This is a genomic window from Microbacterium sp. cx-59 (genome assembly GCF_020805625.1).
GTDB lineage: Bacteria > Actinomycetota > Actinomycetes > Actinomycetales > Microbacteriaceae > Microbacterium.
This window is the reverse complement of the sequence record NZ_JAJHGO010000007.1, coordinates 613,244-630,465: the sequence shown is the minus strand read 5'-3', so window position 1 is coordinate 630,465 and position 17,222 is coordinate 613,244. Positions and strand designations below refer to the sequence as shown.

17 protein-coding genes are annotated in these 17,222 nt (G+C 69.9%); 4 read left to right on the top strand and 13 right to left on the bottom strand.

Translation table 11 applies throughout. The annotated features are described in order from the left end of the window. Positions 1-38: 38 nt before the first annotated feature. Entirely contained in the window at positions 39-680 is a 642-nt protein-coding gene (gene ribA, locus LMI96_RS10460) for a GTP cyclohydrolase II (protein WP_223721984.1), read from the bottom strand. Then, positions 677-1,612 (bottom strand): VOC family protein, encoded by a 936-nt coding sequence (locus LMI96_RS10455; RefSeq protein ID WP_228361422.1) that lies wholly within the window; start codon positions 1,610-1,612, stop codon positions 677-679. Before LMI96_RS10455 ends, ribA begins: the two co-directional genes overlap by 4 nt. 86 nt (positions 1,613-1,698) lie before the next feature. Between LMI96_RS10455 and LMI96_RS10450 the strand changes: the two genes are divergently transcribed. After that, entirely contained in the window at positions 1,699-2,187 is a 489-nt protein-coding gene (locus tag LMI96_RS10450) for a MarR family winged helix-turn-helix transcriptional regulator (protein ID WP_228361421.1), read from the top strand. 248 nt (positions 2,188-2,435) lie between these two features. Here the strand turns inward: LMI96_RS10450 and LMI96_RS10445 are convergent, their stop codons facing one another. From LMI96_RS10445 to LMI96_RS10415, 7 genes are all read right to left on the bottom strand, one after another. Beyond that, the gene (locus LMI96_RS10445; protein ID WP_308015761.1) at positions 2,436-3,182 is read right to left on the bottom strand and encodes an amino acid ABC transporter ATP-binding protein; all 747 of its coding nucleotides are present in this window, start codon (positions 3,180-3,182) and stop codon (positions 2,436-2,438) included. Further along, on the bottom strand, positions 3,179-4,045 hold the full coding sequence (locus LMI96_RS10440) for an amino acid ABC transporter permease (protein WP_223721987.1): 867 nt from the start codon (positions 4,043-4,045) through the stop codon (positions 3,179-3,181). The genes LMI96_RS10445 and LMI96_RS10440 overlap by 4 nt, the downstream gene beginning before the upstream one ends. Before the next feature lie 4 nt (positions 4,046-4,049). Further along, positions 4,050-4,910, bottom strand: coding sequence for an ABC transporter substrate-binding protein (locus tag LMI96_RS10435; RefSeq protein WP_228361420.1), 861 nt, complete (start codon positions 4,908-4,910; stop codon positions 4,050-4,052). Positions 4,911-4,983: 73 nt separating this feature from the next. Next, positions 4,984-5,424: a cupin domain-containing protein gene (locus LMI96_RS10430; RefSeq protein WP_223721989.1), complete on the bottom strand. Its 441-nt coding sequence runs from the start codon at positions 5,422-5,424 to the stop codon at positions 4,984-4,986. Continuing rightward, positions 5,421-6,725: an amidohydrolase family protein gene (locus LMI96_RS10425; RefSeq protein WP_223721990.1), complete on the bottom strand. Its 1,305-nt coding sequence runs from the start codon at positions 6,723-6,725 to the stop codon at positions 5,421-5,423. The genes LMI96_RS10430 and LMI96_RS10425 overlap by 4 nt, the downstream gene beginning before the upstream one ends. Further along, complete coding sequence (locus LMI96_RS10420) at positions 6,722-8,299, bottom strand: adenosylhomocysteinase (protein ID WP_228361472.1); 1,578 nt, start codon at positions 8,297-8,299, stop codon at positions 6,722-6,724. The genes LMI96_RS10425 and LMI96_RS10420 overlap by 4 nt, the downstream gene beginning before the upstream one ends. Before the next feature lie 67 nt (positions 8,300-8,366). Then, a complete protein-coding gene (locus tag LMI96_RS10415) occupies positions 8,367-8,621 on the bottom strand; it encodes a hypothetical protein (RefSeq protein WP_228361419.1) in 255 nt (84 codons plus the stop codon). A 180-nt stretch (positions 8,622-8,801) separates the two neighbouring features. On the opposite strand from LMI96_RS10415, the gene LMI96_RS10410 reads away from it, so the two are divergent. The 3 genes from LMI96_RS10410 (at position 8,802) to LMI96_RS10400 (ending at position 11,548) form a co-directional block, all read left to right on the top strand. Further along, positions 8,802-9,791, top strand: a complete 990-nt coding sequence (locus LMI96_RS10410; RefSeq protein WP_228361418.1) for a hypothetical protein — start codon at positions 8,802-8,804, stop codon at positions 9,789-9,791. After that, positions 9,788-10,924: a hypothetical protein gene (locus LMI96_RS10405; RefSeq protein ID WP_228361417.1), complete on the top strand. Its 1,137-nt coding sequence runs from the start codon at positions 9,788-9,790 to the stop codon at positions 10,922-10,924. The genes LMI96_RS10410 and LMI96_RS10405 overlap by 4 nt, the downstream gene beginning before the upstream one ends. A gap of 156 nt (positions 10,925-11,080) precedes the next feature. Next, positions 11,081-11,548 carry a hypothetical protein gene (locus LMI96_RS10400; RefSeq protein ID WP_223721994.1) on the top strand — a complete coding sequence of 156 codons (468 nt, stop codon included), beginning with the start codon at positions 11,081-11,083 and terminating at the stop codon, positions 11,546-11,548. Between the two features lie 87 nt (positions 11,549-11,635). Here the strand turns inward: LMI96_RS10400 and LMI96_RS10395 are convergent, their stop codons facing one another. The 4 genes from LMI96_RS10395 to LMI96_RS10380 form a co-directional block, all read right to left on the bottom strand. Further along, positions 11,636-13,309 (bottom strand): ABC transporter ATP-binding protein, encoded by a 1,674-nt coding sequence (locus LMI96_RS10395; RefSeq protein WP_223721995.1) that lies wholly within the window; start codon positions 13,307-13,309, stop codon positions 11,636-11,638. Continuing rightward, positions 13,306-14,307, bottom strand: coding sequence for an ABC transporter permease (locus tag LMI96_RS10390; protein ID WP_223721996.1), 1,002 nt, complete (start codon positions 14,305-14,307; stop codon positions 13,306-13,308). The genes LMI96_RS10395 and LMI96_RS10390 overlap by 4 nt, the downstream gene beginning before the upstream one ends. Continuing rightward, the gene (locus LMI96_RS10385; protein WP_223721997.1) at positions 14,307-15,380 is read right to left on the bottom strand and encodes an ABC transporter permease; all 1,074 of its coding nucleotides are present in this window, start codon (positions 15,378-15,380) and stop codon (positions 14,307-14,309) included. Before LMI96_RS10385 ends, LMI96_RS10390 begins: the two co-directional genes overlap by 1 nt. A gap of 69 nt (positions 15,381-15,449) precedes the next feature. Next, the gene (locus LMI96_RS10380; RefSeq protein WP_228361416.1) at positions 15,450-17,081 is read right to left on the bottom strand and encodes an ABC transporter substrate-binding protein; all 1,632 of its coding nucleotides are present in this window, start codon (positions 17,079-17,081) and stop codon (positions 15,450-15,452) included. Positions 17,082-17,222: the final 141 nt, after the last annotated feature.

The following is a 17,222-nucleotide window of genomic DNA, read 5'->3' as shown; positions in this document are numbered from 1 at the left end:
ACAGTCTAGCGGATGCCGACTGTCGGCGTGTCGGCGGCTCACGCGGCCGGAAGCTGCAGCGTGTGAGCGGTGTGGTCGCGCTTGGCCGCGAGGTACCGCGCGTTGCCGCTCGTCAGGTGCACGCCGGTCGGGATGACCTCGTCGATGCGGATGCCGTCGGCCTGCAGCTGCAACGCCTTCTCGGGGTTGTTGGTGAGCAGGCGCACGCGCGGGATGTTCTGCGCCGCCAGCATCTGGGCGGCCACCGTGTAGTCGCGCTCGTCCTCGCCGTGACCGAGCGCCACATTCGCCTCGTAGGTGTCGAGGCCGCTGTCCTGCAGCGCGTAGGCGTCGAGCTTCTCGTAGAGTCCGATGCCTCGACCCTCCTGGCGGAGGTAGAGGAGGAACCCGCCCTCGCGGGACAGCCGCTCGAGCGCCTCGTGCAGTTGCGGGCCGCAGTCGCAGCGCTCGGATCCGAAGACGTCCCCGGTGAGGCACTCGCTGTGCAGACGCACGAGCGGCGCGGCCGCATCCGTCTCCGCACCGACGAGTCCTCGCCACGGGCCGAGGGCGAGGAGCAGGTGCTCCTTCCCGTCGACCAGTCCGTCGAACGTGAAGACGTCGGCGTCGACCGTGCCCCCGCCGAGCGGCAGGGTGACGGGCACTCGAACCGTCGTGCGTACCTGGGCTGCCGGAATCATGCGGCACCGTCCTCTCCTGCGCGCCGCGCGGCGGCGGCGATCTCGATCTCGTTGTTCCAGGGGTCCGACACGCGAATCGACTGCCCGTCGTCGCGGACCGCATGCCCGTAGTGCGTCAGCCGCTCGCGCACGGCGGTCAGATCGTCGGCGCCGGGCACTTCGATCCGCACCGAACCGAGCCCGAGCGAAGGAACCCGGGGTCCGGCTCCGCGCGAACGCCACACGTTCATGGCCATGTGGTGGTGGTAGCCACCGGCGCTCACGAAGAGCGCAGAACCCGGCATCTCGATCACCGAATCGAACCCGAGGCGTGTGACGTAGAACTCGCGCGCCGTGTCGACGTCGCCCACCTGGAGGTGGATGTGCCCGACCTTCGCGCCGGATGCGGGCGCCTCCGCATCCGGATCCGTCCCCAGGTGCTCGGCGAGGTAGCGGTTCGGATCGAGGGGGAGCGTGCCCATCTGCAGCGTGCCGTCGACCCACCGGTAGGTGCTGCGGGGGCGATCCCAGTAGAGCTCGACGCCGTTTCCTTCCGGGTCGTCGAAGTAGAAGGCCTTGCTCACGATGTGGTCGGCCGACCCGGTGAAACTGCCGGGGAACTTCTGCGCCACCGAGAGCAGCGCGCGGGCGAGGTCTCGCTCCGAGTCGAAGACGATCGCCGTGTGGTACAGACCTGCGTCGGCGGGGGAGGCGAGCCGCAGCAGCGGCGAGTGCTCGAGCACGACGATCGGCATCCCGCCGCGACCGAGGGTCACGACCGCGCCGGAGTCGGAGAGCACATCGAGGCCGACACCCGCGGCGAAGTAGGTGCGCATACGGTCGAGGTCGGCGACGCGCAGCGTCACCGCGCCCATCTCGGTGGCCGCGTGCAGCAGGTGCGCGTCGGACGCCGGGTGCGGGGTGGATGATGCCGTTCGGACACCGGTGGTCATGTCGTTCTCCTCGTGAATACTTTCCTCGTCACGTGAATTCTGGCCCAGAATACTTGCCTGGTCAAGTTTTCCGATACGCTCAGAGCGTGGCCGATGCACTGATCCCCGGGATGACTACCGAGCAGACGCGCGCCTGGCGGGCACTGATGGGCATGACCACCTGGCTCCCCGCGGCCCTCGACATCCAGCTGCAGCGAGACGCCGGCATCAGCAACGCCGAGTACGGCGCCCTGTCGGCCCTCGCTCTCGCCGAGACGAGGTCGATGCGGCTCACCGAGCTCGCGCGGATGGCCAACAGCGCGCTCTCGCGCATCTCGAAGATGGTCAGCCGGTTCGAGGAGCAGGGCTGGGTGCGCCGGGAAGCCGACCCCGACGACCGCCGCGCGACCCGCGCCGTGCTCACCCGCGACGGCTACCGGAAGGTCGCCGCAGCCACCCCGGATCACGTCGAGTTCGTGCAGCGGCTCGTGTTCGCGGCGCTGACGCCGGAGCAGATCCGTGGACTCGCCGAGGCGGCGGAATCCATCACCGCCGCCGCCGGCCCCGACGGCGCCTGCTCCTCGCGCATGAGCTGAGCCGGTTCACGCCTGCGCACTGCCGGTCGCGGGCTCGCGGTCGCGGGCTTGCGCGGGCTCAGGCGCTCGCTCGCTCGCTCGCTCCGGGAGGGCGCCAGTTTCCTGCTCGCGCGCCAGTAATTTCTGGCGCGACAACAGGAAAGTGGCGCCATTGCAGGAAAGGTCCGGCATAGCCGGAGCCGGCGCGGCCGCGACGCGCGGGCGGGAAGGGTCAGACCCGGCGCGAGGTCGGTCGCGCGGGCGACGCGTCAGACGACCTCGCCGCCGCGGCGCTCGCGTTCGAGGAAGCGGATGGTCTCCGGATGCTGGGGGTGATCGAGCAGCTCACGGGGCGCGCCCTGTTCGACGATCCGCCCGCCCTGCATGAACACGATGCGGTCGGCGACCTCGCGGGCGAACGACATCTCGTGCGTCGCCATCAGCATCGTCGAGCCCCGCACCTTCAGCGTGCGAACGAGATCCAGCACCTCGCCGACGAGCTGCGGGTCGAGGGCGCTCGTGATCTCGTCGAGGAGGAGGAGTTCCGGGTCGGTCATGATCGCCCGCACGATCGCGACGCGCTGCTGCTGCCCGCCCGACAACCGGTCGGGGTACTCGCGCGCCTTCGCCGCGAGCCCGAGCGTCTCGAGGAGCTCCATCGCGCGGGCCCGCGCCGCATCCTTCGGGATGCCATGGACGCGCCGCGCGGCGAGGGTGATGTTCTCGATGACGCGAAGGTGGGGGAACAGGTTGAAGTGCTGGAACACGACGCCGATCCGAGCGCGCACCGCATCCGGATCCGCGAGCGGATCGGTGATGTCGTCGCCGCCGAGCAGGATCTGCCCGTCGTCCACCTGCTCGATCAGGTTGATCGTGCGCAGCAGCGTCGACTTGCCCGATCCGGACGCACCGATCAGAACCACGACTTCGTGCTTGTCGAGCGACAGGTCGATGCCGTCCAGCACCACGTGATCGCCGAAGCTCTTGCGGACGCCGGTCACCTCGAGCACGCTCACACGACACCGCCCATCTGCTCACGACGGGCCAGGCGCGCGGCCACCGCATCCGTCAGTCGGATCATCGGAAGGCTCAGGATCACGAAGAGGAGCCCCGCGACGATGTAGGGCGTGAAGTTGTAGCTCTGTGCGACCGCGATCTGTGCCGCGCGCACCGCGTCGACCGCGCCGAGAACGGAGATCAGACCCACGTCCTTCTGCATCGACACGAAGTCGTTCATGAGGGCGGGAACGACCTTACGCACGCCCTGCGGGATGACGACGATCCGGAGGGTCTGCGCGTGCGAGAGCCCGAGCGACCGGGCGGCGATGCGCTGCGAGGGGTGCACGGCTTCCATTCCCGCGCGCAGCACCTCGGCGACGTACGCCGAGTAGGTGAGAACGATCGCGATGGTTCCCCAGAGCACGACCGGAACGCGGCCGAAGATTCCGAGTGCCGGGATGCCGAAGCCGACCAGGTAGAGCACGATCAGCAGCGGGATGCCGCGGAACAGGTCGGTGTATACCGTCGCGAGCGCCCGGAGCGGGAAGAACACGGGCCCGCGCAGCGAACGCAGCACCGCCAGCAGGGTGCCGAGCAGCGCGACGGCGATCGCGGCGACGAACAGCACCTGGATGTTGACCCACAACCCCGCGAGGATCGCGGGGAAGCTCGCGATCGCGACGTCGAGGTCGAAGAAGCTCGCCCGGACGCTCTCCCACCCGGGGCTGGAGAGGATCGCGAAACCGATGACGCCGACGAACACGACCGTGCTCACCAGCGCGATCAGCACCGACTTCGTGGATTGACGACGCCGCGTGGCGCGCCGAGCGACTTCGAGGTCGCTCGGGCGCCACGCGGCGTCCGCCCTGGGCAACGTCATCGGATCAGGAGAGCACCGGCACGTCGACCGCGTCGCTGAGCCACGTCTGCTCGAGCTCGGCGAGCGTGCCGTCCTCGCGCAGCGCGTCGACCGCATCCGACACGGCGGACGTGAGCTCGGAGCCCTTCGGCAGCACGAACGCGAGCTCGTCGCCCCCGGCCGACGAGTCCGGGAACTGACCGACGACCTTGCCGTCGTCGAGCACGGCACCGGCGAGGTAGAACGCGGTCGGCAGGTCGACGACGATCGCGTCGACCTGGCCGGACTGGAGCGCGGCGACGGCGTCGTCGTTCGAGTTGTAGACGCTGAGGCGGTCGGCGCCCAGCTGCTCTTCGGCGACCGTGTAGCTCGTCGTCGCGGTCATGACGCCGACGGTGTAGTCCTTCAGCTCTGCGACGCTGGTCGCGGATGCGGCGGGCGAGGCCGCCGTCGTCACGACCGCCTGCGTCGTCGTGTAGTACGGCGAAGAGAAGTCGAGGGCCTGCTTGCGCTCGTCGGTGACGGAGAACTGCTGGATGTTGAGATCCCAGTCCTTCGCGCCGGGTGCGATGGCGGAGTCGAAGGTGCTGCGCACCCAGACGACGTCGTCCTTCGCGAAACCGAGCTTCTCGGCGACCGCGTACGCGACGGCCGACTCGAATCCTTCACCCGAGGACGGGTCGTCACCGATGACCCACGGCTCGAAGGCCGGTTCGCCGGTGGCGATCGTGAGGCTGCCGGCGGTGACCGTGGGCAGGTCTCCCTCTGCGCCACCCGACGCGGCGGGGGCGTCGCCGGCGAAGGCGCAGGCGGTCAGGGCGAGAGCGGTTGCGGCGGTCACGGCGGCGAACGCCGCCGTCCGGCGCAGGCGTGCGAAAGCGGTCACGGAGTCTCCTCGTGGACGATGGTGCGGGGGCGGGTTCCGAGACTGCTGCGGTCGCGGAGTGCGCTCAGCCTAGTCATTCTGCGAGGCGCCAGTCGTCGAAGCTGAAACCGGGCGACACGATGCAGCTGACGAGCACCTCGGCGTCGCCCGCGAGGCGGGCGGCCTGCCAGGTGCCCGCCGGCACGACGGCCTGCGCGAGATCACCGGCCGCGAGGTCGGGGCCGAGCCGCACGATGGTGGCGTCGGCGGGCTCGGCGCCGGTGCCGCCGAACGAGAGCTCGAGCGTTCCCGGACCGTGCCACAGCCAGATCTCGTCACTCGAGACGACATGCCAGGCGCTCTGCTCACCGGGGGTCAGCAGGTAGTGGATGCACGTCGCCGCCGGGCGGATGCCCGCCGGGGTGGACACCGCATCCGTCGCCGTCCACGTGCGGCGGAACCAGCCGCCCTCCGGATGCGGGTCGAGTCCGAGTCGATCGGCGGTCAGGGGCCGGATGCTGCTCGCGTCGCTCATACGGTGACTCCTGTCTGCTGTGTGAATGCGGGGCTCGCGAAGCGCGGCTCGCCGGCGACGACCGTCGCCGCGGCACGCCCGGCGCCATCCGTGACGAGGCCCTCGAGCGTGTCGAACGGATCGCTCGCCGCGATGTCGAAGAAGGCCAGATCGGCGACCGCGCCGACGGCGAGGTAGCCGATGCGCTCCGGACCGGTGTCGAGCCCCATGGCGTGCGCGCCGCCGAGCGTCGCCGCCCGCAGCAGCTGCTCGGGAAGGTCGCGGTTCGCGTACCCCTGCGCGCGGGCGATGCGGTGCAGCGCGGCCACGTCGCCCATCAGGTCGAGCGACGGGCTGGACGCACGGGAGTCGGTGCCGACGGCGATCGGGTTGCCCTCGGCGAGGTAGGCCGCGACCGGCGGCTCGTCGAGGCCGATGACCTCGTTCGAGCGCGGGCAGAGCGCGACCGTCGTGCCGCGAGCCCGGAGGATCGCCCGGTCCCGCGCGGTCATATAGACGCCGTGCGCGATGTGGCAGTCGGGGCCGAGCACCCCGAGCGCGTCGACGAACTCGGTCGCCCCGACCCCGTACCCGGCGTCGCGGAGCTGGCGGAAACTCTCGGGTTTGCGGTCCTGCCAGGCGACCGCGTGAGTGTGCGCGAACTCGCGTTCGAGCGCCGCTTCACCGAGGTGGAGATGGATGCGGCCGCCGCGCTCGCGCACAATGTCGGGGATCTCGAGGAGGGGTTCGATGTCGAGGGAGTACGGCGCATGCGGCGAGAGTCCCGTGCCGGGCGGGGCCGGGAGCGCATCGAGCGCGGCCTCGACTTCGGCGCGCCCGCGGGTCGCCCACGCGGCGTTCGTCCAGCTCATCACCTCCCAGTAGGTGATGCCGTGCAGCCGCGCATCGTGGAGCGCGCCGCTGGCCGACGCGTCGGTGGCGATGTCTGCCACCGCGGTCGTGCCGGCCGTGATCATCGCCGCCGCTCCCGCCGCCGCATCCGCTGCCCAGTCCCGGCCGGCGTCGTAGACCGGCGTGAACGAACGCGCCCAGTCGTCGAAGCCCTGATACCGCCCCTCGCCGACCGACCCCATGCCCGAGTACTGCAGGTGCGTGTGCGCGTTGACGAGTCCGGGCATGAGCACGCCCGGCCAGTGCACCTCGTCGAAATCGAGGCCGCGCTCGCGCAGTTCGCGGCGCACCCACGCGCCGTCGCCGACGTGCAGGATGCGGTCGCCCCGGACGGCGATGGCGCCGGAGGGGATGGGGGGCGCGGTGATCGGCACCACGAGGGCAGCCGAGTACAGCACGATCGGGTTCATGCGGGTCTTTCCGTCGCAGGGGCACGGACAGCGGGCGCGCCGGGATCAGGGGTGGTCGCACCGTCTAGGGCGCCCGACGGGTCGGGGGCGCCCGGGCGGTCGTAGCGCGGGGAGTACCAGTCGGACGGCGCCCCTGACCCGGCTGCGAGCGGGTCGGCGCGGAGGTCGATGGCGACGCCTCGAGCGTCGAGCGCCGCACGGGCGACGACATCGTCGATCTCGGCGGGAAGGGCGTGCACCCCGATCGGGGGGCGCGTGCGCACGAGGTGATCGAGCGCGGCGAGCTGCACGGCGAACGAGAGGTCCATGATCTCGATCGGGTTGCCCTCTGCGCCGGTGATGTTCACCCCGCCGCCGCGATCGATGAGCAGTGCGCCGCCCGGCGACACGCGCTCCACGTGCCGCGATACCGCACCGTCGAGCCGGGAGACCGGCGACAACTCGGCTCCTGCCAGGTCGACCTCGCCCGGCACCCCGCCCGCGACCGCGACGATGCGTGCGGCCGTCCGGATGCCGACGGTCACGGTCTCCGGAACGCCCGTCGCCGACACCACCAGCGCATCCGGCGCGGCGACGAGCGCGGGCTCGACGACGAAACCGTCGTGGCGCGCGACGAGCGCGCGCACCGGGTCGGTCTCGGCGACCCGCACCTCGGCGCCGAACGCGGCGAGCTGCGCGGCGACCCCTTCGCCGACCGGGCCGTACCCGATCACGAGTGCCGGCTGGTCGCGGAGCGAGATTCCGACCTCGTCGAGCAGGTCGGCGATCGCGAAGACGCAGGACTGCCCGGTGCCGTACCGGTTGTCGAACCGGGTCTTGGTGAGCGCGTCGTTGACCGCGAGCACGGGGATGCGGAGGGCGCCGGCGCGTTCCATCGCCCGCAGCGGCGTCAGCCCGCTCGTGGTCTCCTCGTTCGCGCCGATCCAGCCGTCGACGATCGCGGGGTCCACCTCGTGCGCGAGCCGGATCAGGTGCGAGCCGTCATCGATCAGCACGTCGAAGCCGCGTCGCAAAAACCCGAGCGCGCTCTGCCGCTCGCGTTCGCCCGACAGCGCCGCATCCGCATCGACGGGCATGCCGTCGGCGCGGAGCGCGGCGGCGACGTCCGCATCCGTCTCGTCCGGGTGCGCGTAGACCGCGACCTCGGCACCGGCCGCGCGCAGAAGGAGCGCGAGCTGAGCCGTCTTCGGTTCGAGCACCATCGCCACGCCCACCCGGAGCCCGCGGAGATCGAGTCCCGCGGCGACCCGGCGCGACACGGGCATGTGCGCCCCGGCGAACGCGATCCGCCCCGCGGCGTCGCCGCGATCGGGGAGCGGGGCGCCGTCCAGCAGGAGGGGAACGTCGACGGGATCCGCACCGGCCGGGAGCAGGTCGAACGCGTACTCGACGGTTCCCGCCCCCGCGGAATCCGTCACGATCACGGCGCCCAGGGCGCGCAGCATCCGCTCGAGCTCCTCCGCGAGGGGTGCGATCCCGGCGTCGAGCGGGCGGCGGATGCGGGCGGGTCGCCCGGCGATCAGCAGGTTCGTGCCGCGGGCGAACCGACGGACGATCCGCTCGGCGGTCTGCATGTCGCTCACGCACACAGCCTAGATCGGGAGGGGTCCGAACTCGCCCGTGTAACTGGGGCCGAGCCGGTCAGCGCCGGTAGTCGATCTTGTGCAGAAAGGCCTTGATCAGATTGGTCTTCGTCGCGGGTCCTTCGTCCAGCACCCGCACCCATACCCGCTGCTCGAGCGCCGGATCGGCGAGCGCCAGATCCACGTGTTCGAGGGTGAGGGCCGTCGTCACCCCCGAAATCTCCTCGGCCACGATCTCGCAGAGATCGCGAACCGCCGCGTGCTGCACCGACTCGTCGCCGACCCGGCCGCGGCACACCCGGGGGTTCTCCACCAGGTAGTCGATGAGGGCAAGGGTGCGGATGTGGGGTTGAACGTCGAACTCGATGGAGATCTCCTCAGGTGGGCATTGCGCGCGACCGTGGAAACTCTCGCGACGTCTGGCGTCGACCTCAGCTAACCACGAGTCGGGTGGCGGGATGCATCCGTGCGCACGGCCGGTAGCGTGTGCCGCATGCAGTGGACCCCCGAGGTACCGAACGCCGACTGGCTGCGCGCGAGCCTGGACGAACCGTGGCGCGGCACGATGCACGACGCGGTTCCGCGATACTTTCCCGCCTACGCCCGCATCTTCCATCCCGCGACCCGGGACCGGCCCGTCGGACGCCCGTGGCCGGGCCTGCCCTACGCCGCGCACCGCCGCGAGTGGGACGCATTCCATGATGCGGCCCCCGAGATCGACGTCGAACGCGTCGGCTGGGCCGAGACCGCCGCCGCCTTCGGCACCACCTTCCATCCGCTGGCCCAGTGGCAGCGGGTCGTCGCGCCGGGCGTCGCCGTCGAGCACGAGGACGGACCCCGGGATGCCTCGGGCTGGCGGTACGGCGCTCCCGCGATCGGCGAGTTGGACGCCGACGTTCTCGCCGCGCTCGCGGGTGTGCTCGCCGCGCACACCACGACCCCGGACGACGGCGTGGTCGCGCTGTGGGAAGGGTGGGGCGACCTGGTCGGCCACCTCGGCGTCACTCCGTCCCGCTCGTTCCTCTCCCTCACCACGGCCGACGACGGCTCGGACCGGCACGACGAACTCCTCGCTCGCAGCATCCGGGATCCGCTGAACGACGCGTTCCGCAAGCCCCGCTGGCAGCCGGGCATTCTGTCGGACGAGATCTCGCGCGGGGGAAGGCTCAGCACGCTCGGTCGGGACTACGTCGTGTTCCGCGGCGGCATCGCGGAGTTCGCGGCAGAGGGGTGGGTGGAGCGGATGCCGTGGCGCGACCGTGACGCGGAAGCCGCCGGATTCGGGCCGACCGCGCATTCCCCGAACCTCGTGTGGCCGGCCGACCGGGCCTGGGCGCTCGTCTCGGAGATCGACTGGGACTCGACGATCGTCGCGGGGAGCACCGCGCTCGTCTCCGCGCTCTGCGCGCACCCCGCTCTCGAGGCGGTCCCGATCGAGCAGAACTCCTCGCTGCAGTGGGACGCGGATCGGATCAACGCGTGACCCCGCCCTCGTTCGACGCGAGCGCCCTCACCGCTCCCGTCGACAAGGCCGCCGTGCGCGCGTTTCGCGCGTCACGACCGGATGCGGGCGGCTCCGTCGGCAGAGTCCTCGGGATCGTGTTCCTCGTCATGGTCATCGGCGCGTTCCTCCTCATCTCGATGCCGCTGCTCGCCACCGCCGTCATCTCGATGATCGGCGGCAGCGACTCGGCCGCTGCCCTCGTGCCGGCCGTTCTGACGTTCGGACTCGTCGCCCTCGGGGTGGTGCTCGCCGTCCGGGCGTTTCGCAACGTCGGTGTTCGCGCGTACCGCCTCGCGATGTTCGCACGCGCGAACGGCATGTCGTACGCGGGCACCATCCCGAACCCGAAACTTCCCGGCATGATCTTCTCGCTCGGCTCGAGTCGTGAGGCCCGTGATGCCGTGCGCGGCGAGGTTCCCCGTTTCGTCGAGTTCGCGAACTACCGGTACACGACCGGGTCGGGCAAGAACCGCACGACGCATCGCTGGGGGTATGTCGCGATCAAGCTCGACGTGCCGCTGCCGCACATCGTGCTCGACGCGCTCGGCAACAACGGCCTCTTCGGGTCATCGAACCTGCCGACGAACTTCGACGCCGATCAACGCCTCAGCCTCGAGGGCGACTTCGACAGGTACTTCGCGCTGTCGTGCCCGGAAGGCTACGAACGCGATGCGCTCTACCTCTTCACCCCCGACATCATGGCGCGCTTCATCGACAACGCCGCCGCCCTCGACGTCGAGATCGTCGACGACTGGCTGTTCCTCTACGGAAAGCGGGACTTCTCCACGCTCGACGCCGCCACGTGGGCGTGGCTCTTCTCGGTCGTCGGCGCGCTCCTCGACAAGCTCACGCAGTGGTCACGCTGGCGTGACGACCACCTGGCCGCGGCGACGGATGCGACCCCGGATGCCGCCACCGCGGCGTCGGGATCGGTTGCCGCATCCGTGCCCTTCGACCCGCCCGCCGGGTCGCTCCGTCCGCCGCCCGGGGTCGCCGCCGGAGGCCGGCGGCTGAAGCGGAAGGTGCCGTGGTCGGCGATCGTTCTGCTCGTGATCGTCGGTCTGATGTGGGTGTTCTTCCAGAGCGGGATAATCGGGGCGCTCCTGCGTTAGACGCCAACGCGGCCCGACCCCGCCGCCGCGTCGACCGGGCTGCTACGGGTGAGAACACTCTCATGTCAATGGTGTCGGATGCATCCGCCCGCCCCCTCTAGCGTGGGTGGAGGGGGCGTGGATCGCGCCCGATTCACAGCTACCTAAGGAACGACCATGCGCAAACTCGCCACGATCGCTGTCTCCGCCATCGCTCTTCTCGCCCTCGCCGGTTGTGCCGGCGGCGGATCCTCCGACTCCGGCGGCGACGCGGCGGCCAGCGACCAGACCGTCGCCGAGGCGTGCGCCATCGCCAACGAGAAGCTCACCGCCGCGCAGGAGGGTCTCAACGAGTCGCTCACCGGCGTCTCCAGCGGCGACTACTCGGGCCTCACCGACGTCATCTCATCGTTCTCGGCCGGCTTCGACGAGGCGCTCGAAGAGATCACCAACGCCGAGGTCGAGGAGCCCCTGACCTCGATCGCCGCGGACTACAAGGAGATCGGTGCCGCACTCGAGCAGCTCGCCGAGGCGGGCAGCGACCCGGCCAAGATCGCCGAGCTGACCGATCTCTCCGACCAGATGACCGAGACCAGCAGCCGCCTGCAGGCGTCGTCGGCCGAGCTCCAGGAACTCTGCGCCTGAGCTGACTGCGGGGTCGAGCGCCCCGTGACGATGTGACGAAGGGCCCCGGTATCGAGGATTCCGGGGCCGTTCGTTCTGCGTCTCGACTCAGCGCGTGCGCTGCCATTCCGCCCGGCGCTCGGCCTGCAGCACCGGGTCGGGCACAGGCAGAGACGTGAGCAGCCGGCGGGTGTAGTCGTCGTGCGGATGCAGCAGCACCTGGGCCGTGGTGCCCTGCTCGCGGATCGTGCCCTCGCGGAGCACGATCACCCGGTCGGCGACCGCGTCGATGACCGCCAGGTCATGGCTGACGAACAGCGACGCGAACCCGAGATCACGCTGCAGATCGGCGAACAGCTCCAGCACCCGCGCCTGCACCGACACATCCAGCGCACTCGTAGGTTCGTCGGCGATCAGCAGCTTCGGATCGAGCGCGAGCGCACGCGCGAGCGACGCGCGCTGACGCTGACCGCCGCTCAACTCGTGCGGGTAGCGGTCACCGAACGCCGCCGGCAGCCGCACCGCATCCAGCAGCTCATCCACCCGGGCGCGTGCCGCACGCGCGCTCGAGGCGCGCTTGTGCACGATGAGCGGCTCGGCGATGCACTCGGCGATCGTCAGCAGCGGGTTGAAGCTCGTCGCCGGATCCTGGAACACGAACCCGACCTCGGGTCGGAGCGCCTTGAGCGCCGCCGGCTTCGCGCCGCGCATCTGCGTGCCGAGCACCTCGAGCGATCCCTCGACCACATCCGTGAGCCCGACGATCGCCCGACTGATCGTCGTCTTCCCCGATCCCGACTCTCCGACGAGGCCCACGACCTCACCCGGTCCGATCCAGAAGTCGACCCCGCGGACCGCCACAACACCCGTGCGCCCGAACCGACCCGGGTACGCGATGTGCATGTCGCGCGCCACGATGACGCTGTTCACCGGGGGTTCGGTCGGCGCGGGCGCGGCCGCATCCTGCACCGCGCTCTTGCCCCGACCGACGTGCGGCACGGCCGCGAGCAGTTCTCGCGTGTACGGCTCGCGCGGGGCGGCGAACAGTTCGCGCACGGGTGCCTGCTCGACGATCTCGCCCTTGTTCATCACAATCACCCGGTCGGCGAGGTCGGCGACCACGCCCATGTTGTGCGTGATCAGCACGATCGTCGCCCCGAACTCGTCGCGGCACGCCCGCAGCAACTCGAGGATCTCGGCCTGCACGGTCACATCGAGCGCGGTCGTCGGCTCGTCCGCGATGATGAGGCCCGCGTTCAGCACGAGCGCCATCGCGATCACGACGCGCTGCTTCTGCCCGCCCGAGAACTGGTGCGGGTAGTGGTCGACGCGCTGCTCCGGATCGGGGATCCCCACCTTGCGGAGGATCTCGACGGCCCGCTTCTTCGCCTCGGCCTTCGACAGCTTCTCGTGCGCGCGAAGACCCTGGGCGATCTGCCACCCCACCGTGAACACCGGGTTCAGCGCGGTCGACGGCTCCTGGAACACCATGGCGGCGTCGCGACCCCGCATCGTCCGGAGCTGCCCCGACGACGCGTGCACCACATCCGTCTCACCGCCATCCCGGCCCTGGATGACGATGGCCCCCGAGAGCGTCGCCGTCTCCGGCAGAAGCCCCAGCAGGGCATTCGCCGTCACGGTCTTGCCCGATCCGGATTCGCCGACGATCGCCAGCACCTCACGGGCGTGCGCCGCCAGCGAGATGCCGTCGACCGCGACGACGGGTTCGGCATCCGTGGCGAACGTGACGGTCAGCGCGTCGATGCGTGCGATGTCGGTCATGACTTTCCTCCCGCCCGGCGACGGGTCCGCAGCCGCGGGTCGCTCAGGTCGTTCAGGCTTTCGCCGACGAGGGTGATGCCGAGCACGACCAGCACGATCGCGATGCCGGGCGGCATGGCGGTCCACCAGATACCGCTCGTGACATCCGACACCGCGCGGTTCAGGTCGTACCCCCATTCCGCGGCCGCCGTCGCCTCGATGCCGAAGCCGAGGAACCCGAGACCGGCCAGCGTCAGCAGCGCTTCCGACGCGTTGAGGGTCACCACGACCGGCAGCGACCGCGTCGAGTTGCGGAGCACGTGACGCACCAGGATGCGGCCGATCGGTACCCCCGTGACTCGCGCCGACTCCACGAACGGCTCGGTCTTCACCCGCACGACCTCGGCGCGGATGACGCGGAAGTACTGCGGCACGAACACGACCGTGATCGCGATCGCGGAGGCGAGGATTCCACCCTCGAGCGTCGACTGGCCACGGCTGATGACGATCGACATGACGATCGCGAGCAGCAGCGAGGGGAACGAGTAGATCGCGTCGGCGAGAACCACGAGCAGCCGGTCGAGCCACCCGCCGAAGTAGCCGCCGACGAGCCCGAGGAACACACCGATGAAGATCGAGAACGCGATCGCGCAGATGATCGCGAGAAGCGCCGTCTGCGCGCCCCAGATCGTGCGTGAGAGCACATCGAACCCGCTGACGGTCGTGCCGAGCACGTTGGTCGCGTTCGGTGCCTGCAGTGTTCCGAAGTCGGTGCCGTCGACCGAACGCTGCGCGAACCCGTACGGCGCGATCCACTGCGCAAGGAGCGCGACCAGAACGAACAGCGTCGTCAGCACGACGCCGATCAGCAGCATCCCGCGCTGCAGACCGACGCTCCGACGCAGGTGCGAGAGCACCGGGATGCGGTCCGCGAGCGGCTTCTTGCGCGTGGTCACCGCGGCGAGCGCGGGCGCCGCATCCGGAATCCCGGACGGGCCGGAAGAGGTGTCCGGAGACATCAGTACCTCACTCGGGGGTCGATGAGGGCGGCCACGACATCGACGATGAAGTTCGTGATCGCCACGACGACGGCGATCATCACGACGATGCCCTGCACGGCGACGAAGTCGCGCGCCTTCAGGTACTCGGAGAGCATGAAGCCGATGCCGTTCCATTCGAAGGTGGTCTCGGTCAGCACGGCTCCCGCGAGCAGCATCGCGATCTGCAGGCCGATGACCGTGACGATCGGGATGAGCGCCGGGCGGTAGGCGTTCTTCGTGACGAGTCGGTACTCGCCGACGCCGCGCGAGCGCGCCGAGGTGACGTACTGCGCGCCGAGGGTGCCGATCACGTTCGTGCGCACGAGGCGCAGGAAGATGCCGGCGGTCAGGATGCCGAGGGCCAGCGCCGGCAGGATCGCGTGCAGCAGCACGTCGCCGACCGCCCCGGGGTCACCGATCCGGAAGGCGTCGATGAGGTAGATGCCGGTCGGATCATCGAGCGACTGCAGCTTGAGCTGCGTGCGCGTGCCCGCGCGGCCCGCGACCGGGAGGATGCCGAGGCCGACCGAGAAGATGAGCTTCAGCACCATCCCGAGGAAGAAGATCGGGGTGGCGTAGCCGAGGATCGCGGCGATCCGGAGTGCCGCATCCTGCCAGCGGTCGCGCTTGTACGCCGCGAGGAGTCCGAGCGGGATGCCGAGCACGAACGCGACGATCAGTGCGTAGAACGCCAGCTCGAGCGTCGCCGCGCCGTACTGCAGCAGGATGTCGACGACCGGGCGGCCGTCGGTCAGGGTGTTGCCGAAGTCACCGCGGAAGACGCCGCCGATGTACTCGAAGTACTGCACGTACAGCGGCCGGTCGTACCCGGCTTGCGCGATGCGCTCCGCGAGCTGGTCGGGGGGAAGTCTCCCGCCGAGAGCCGCCGTGATGGGGTCGCCCGTGACCCGCATCAGAAGGAAGACGACCGTCACCAGGATGAAGACGGTCGGAATGATGAGGATGAGTCGGATGAGGATGTAGCGCCACAATCCCCCGCGCTGCGGCGCGACGGGTTTTGCGACGGCGGCGGCGTCGACCGCTGTGACCATGGGGGGAACTTTCGTCGGACGACCGAGAGGGCCGGACGGTGCGAACACCGCCCGGCCCCGGGTCGTGGATTACTTGTGCAGCGGTGCGTAGCGGAACTTGAACGAACCGTCGAGGGTGGTGCCCTCCACGTCCGCGCCGACGACCGCGACCTGCGTGCCCTGCAGCAGCGGCAGCGTCGAGAGGTCTTCGGCCACGAGCTGCTGGATCTGTCCGATCTCATCGGCGCGGGTCGCCTCGTCGGTCTGCGACGCCTGCGTCGTGATGAGCTCCTGCACCTCGGCGTTCTCGTAGTGGTTCACGAGGAAGTTGTCTGCCGAGAAGAAGGGAGTCAGGTAGTTGTCGGCATCCGAGTAGTCCGGGAACCAACCCAGCTGGTACATCGGGTAGACGTCGGAGGTGCGGTCCTTGGAGTACTGCACCCACTCGGTCTGCGCGAGGTTGACGGTGAACAGGCCACCCTCCTCGAGCTGCGACTTCACCGCGGCGTACTCGTCACCCGACGAGGGGCCGTAGTGGTCGCCGTTGTACTGCAGGTTCAGCTGCACCGGCTCGGTGATGCCCGCGGCCTCGAGAGTCGACGCCGCCTTGTCGGCATCCGGACCGCCGTCGCCGTCGCCGTAGAGCTCCTTGAGCGGCTCGGTCGCGCCCGACAGGCCCTGCGGAACGAAGGAGTACAGGGGGGTGTAGGTGCCCTTATACACGTCTTCGGCGATGGCCTCTCGGTCGATCAGGTCGGCCATGGCCTGGCGGACGGCGAGGGACTTGGCCGCGTCGGCCTCGGCTGTTCCGGCGCCGAAGGGCATCGTGTCGAAGTTGAAGACGATGTAGCGCGTCTCGCCACCCGGGCCCTCGACGATCTTGACCGCATCGTCGCTCGAGAGGTCGTCGATGTCGGTGGCCGAGAGGCTGCGGAATGCGACATCGACCTCGCCGCTGGACACATCGAGCTTCAGGTTCGAGGCGTCGGTGTAGTAGCTGACCGTCACGCCGCCGTTCGCGGCCGCCGGCAGGGATCCGCCGTAGTCCGGGTTCGGTACGTAGGAGATGAGCTCGTTCGGGCTGTACGAGTCGATCACGTACTGGCCGGCGAACGCGTTCCCCGCCACGATGTCGTCGTCGGAGGTCACTGCGTCGGCGGAGAACACGTCCTCGTCGACGATCGGAGCCGCGGGGCTCGAGAGGATCTGCTCCCAGGTCTGGTCGTTGCCGTTCTTCAGCGTGAAGACGACGGTCGTGTCATCCGGTGCCGCAACGCTGTCGAGATTTCCGAGCAGCGACGACGGGCCGTTCTCATCGGCGATCGCGAGCTGGCGATCGAACGAGAACTTGACGTCGGATGCGGTCAACTCGTTGCCGTTGGCGAACGTGAGGCCGGGCTTGAGGGTGACGGTGTACTCCGTCGGCGACGTGAATTCGCCCGACTCGGCGATGTCGGGTGTGACGTCGGAGGTGCCGTAAGCGCTGTTGAAGAGGAACGGGTAGACCTGGTTCATCACGGCGAAGGAGCCGTTGTCGTACGAACCGGCCGGGTCGATCGAGGTGATCTTGTCGGTCGTGCCGATGATGAGCGGCTCATCCGACGAGCCGCCGGATGCGGAGTCGCCTCCGCCTCCCGCGCAGCCGGCCAGGAGGATCGCCGAGGCCCCGAGGGCTCCGACGGCGAGACCGAGACGGCCGCGCGTGCTGTGGTGCAGTGACATGTGTGAGTACCTTCGGTGTCCACGGTGATCGCCGCGCGAGAGCCGCGCGGCGCATGCCGTTCATCCTCACCCGTTCACAGCTTTCTCACAAGCAGTGCGGGCAGCCGTAACGAGACCGAAACCCGCGAGGGCCGAGACCGA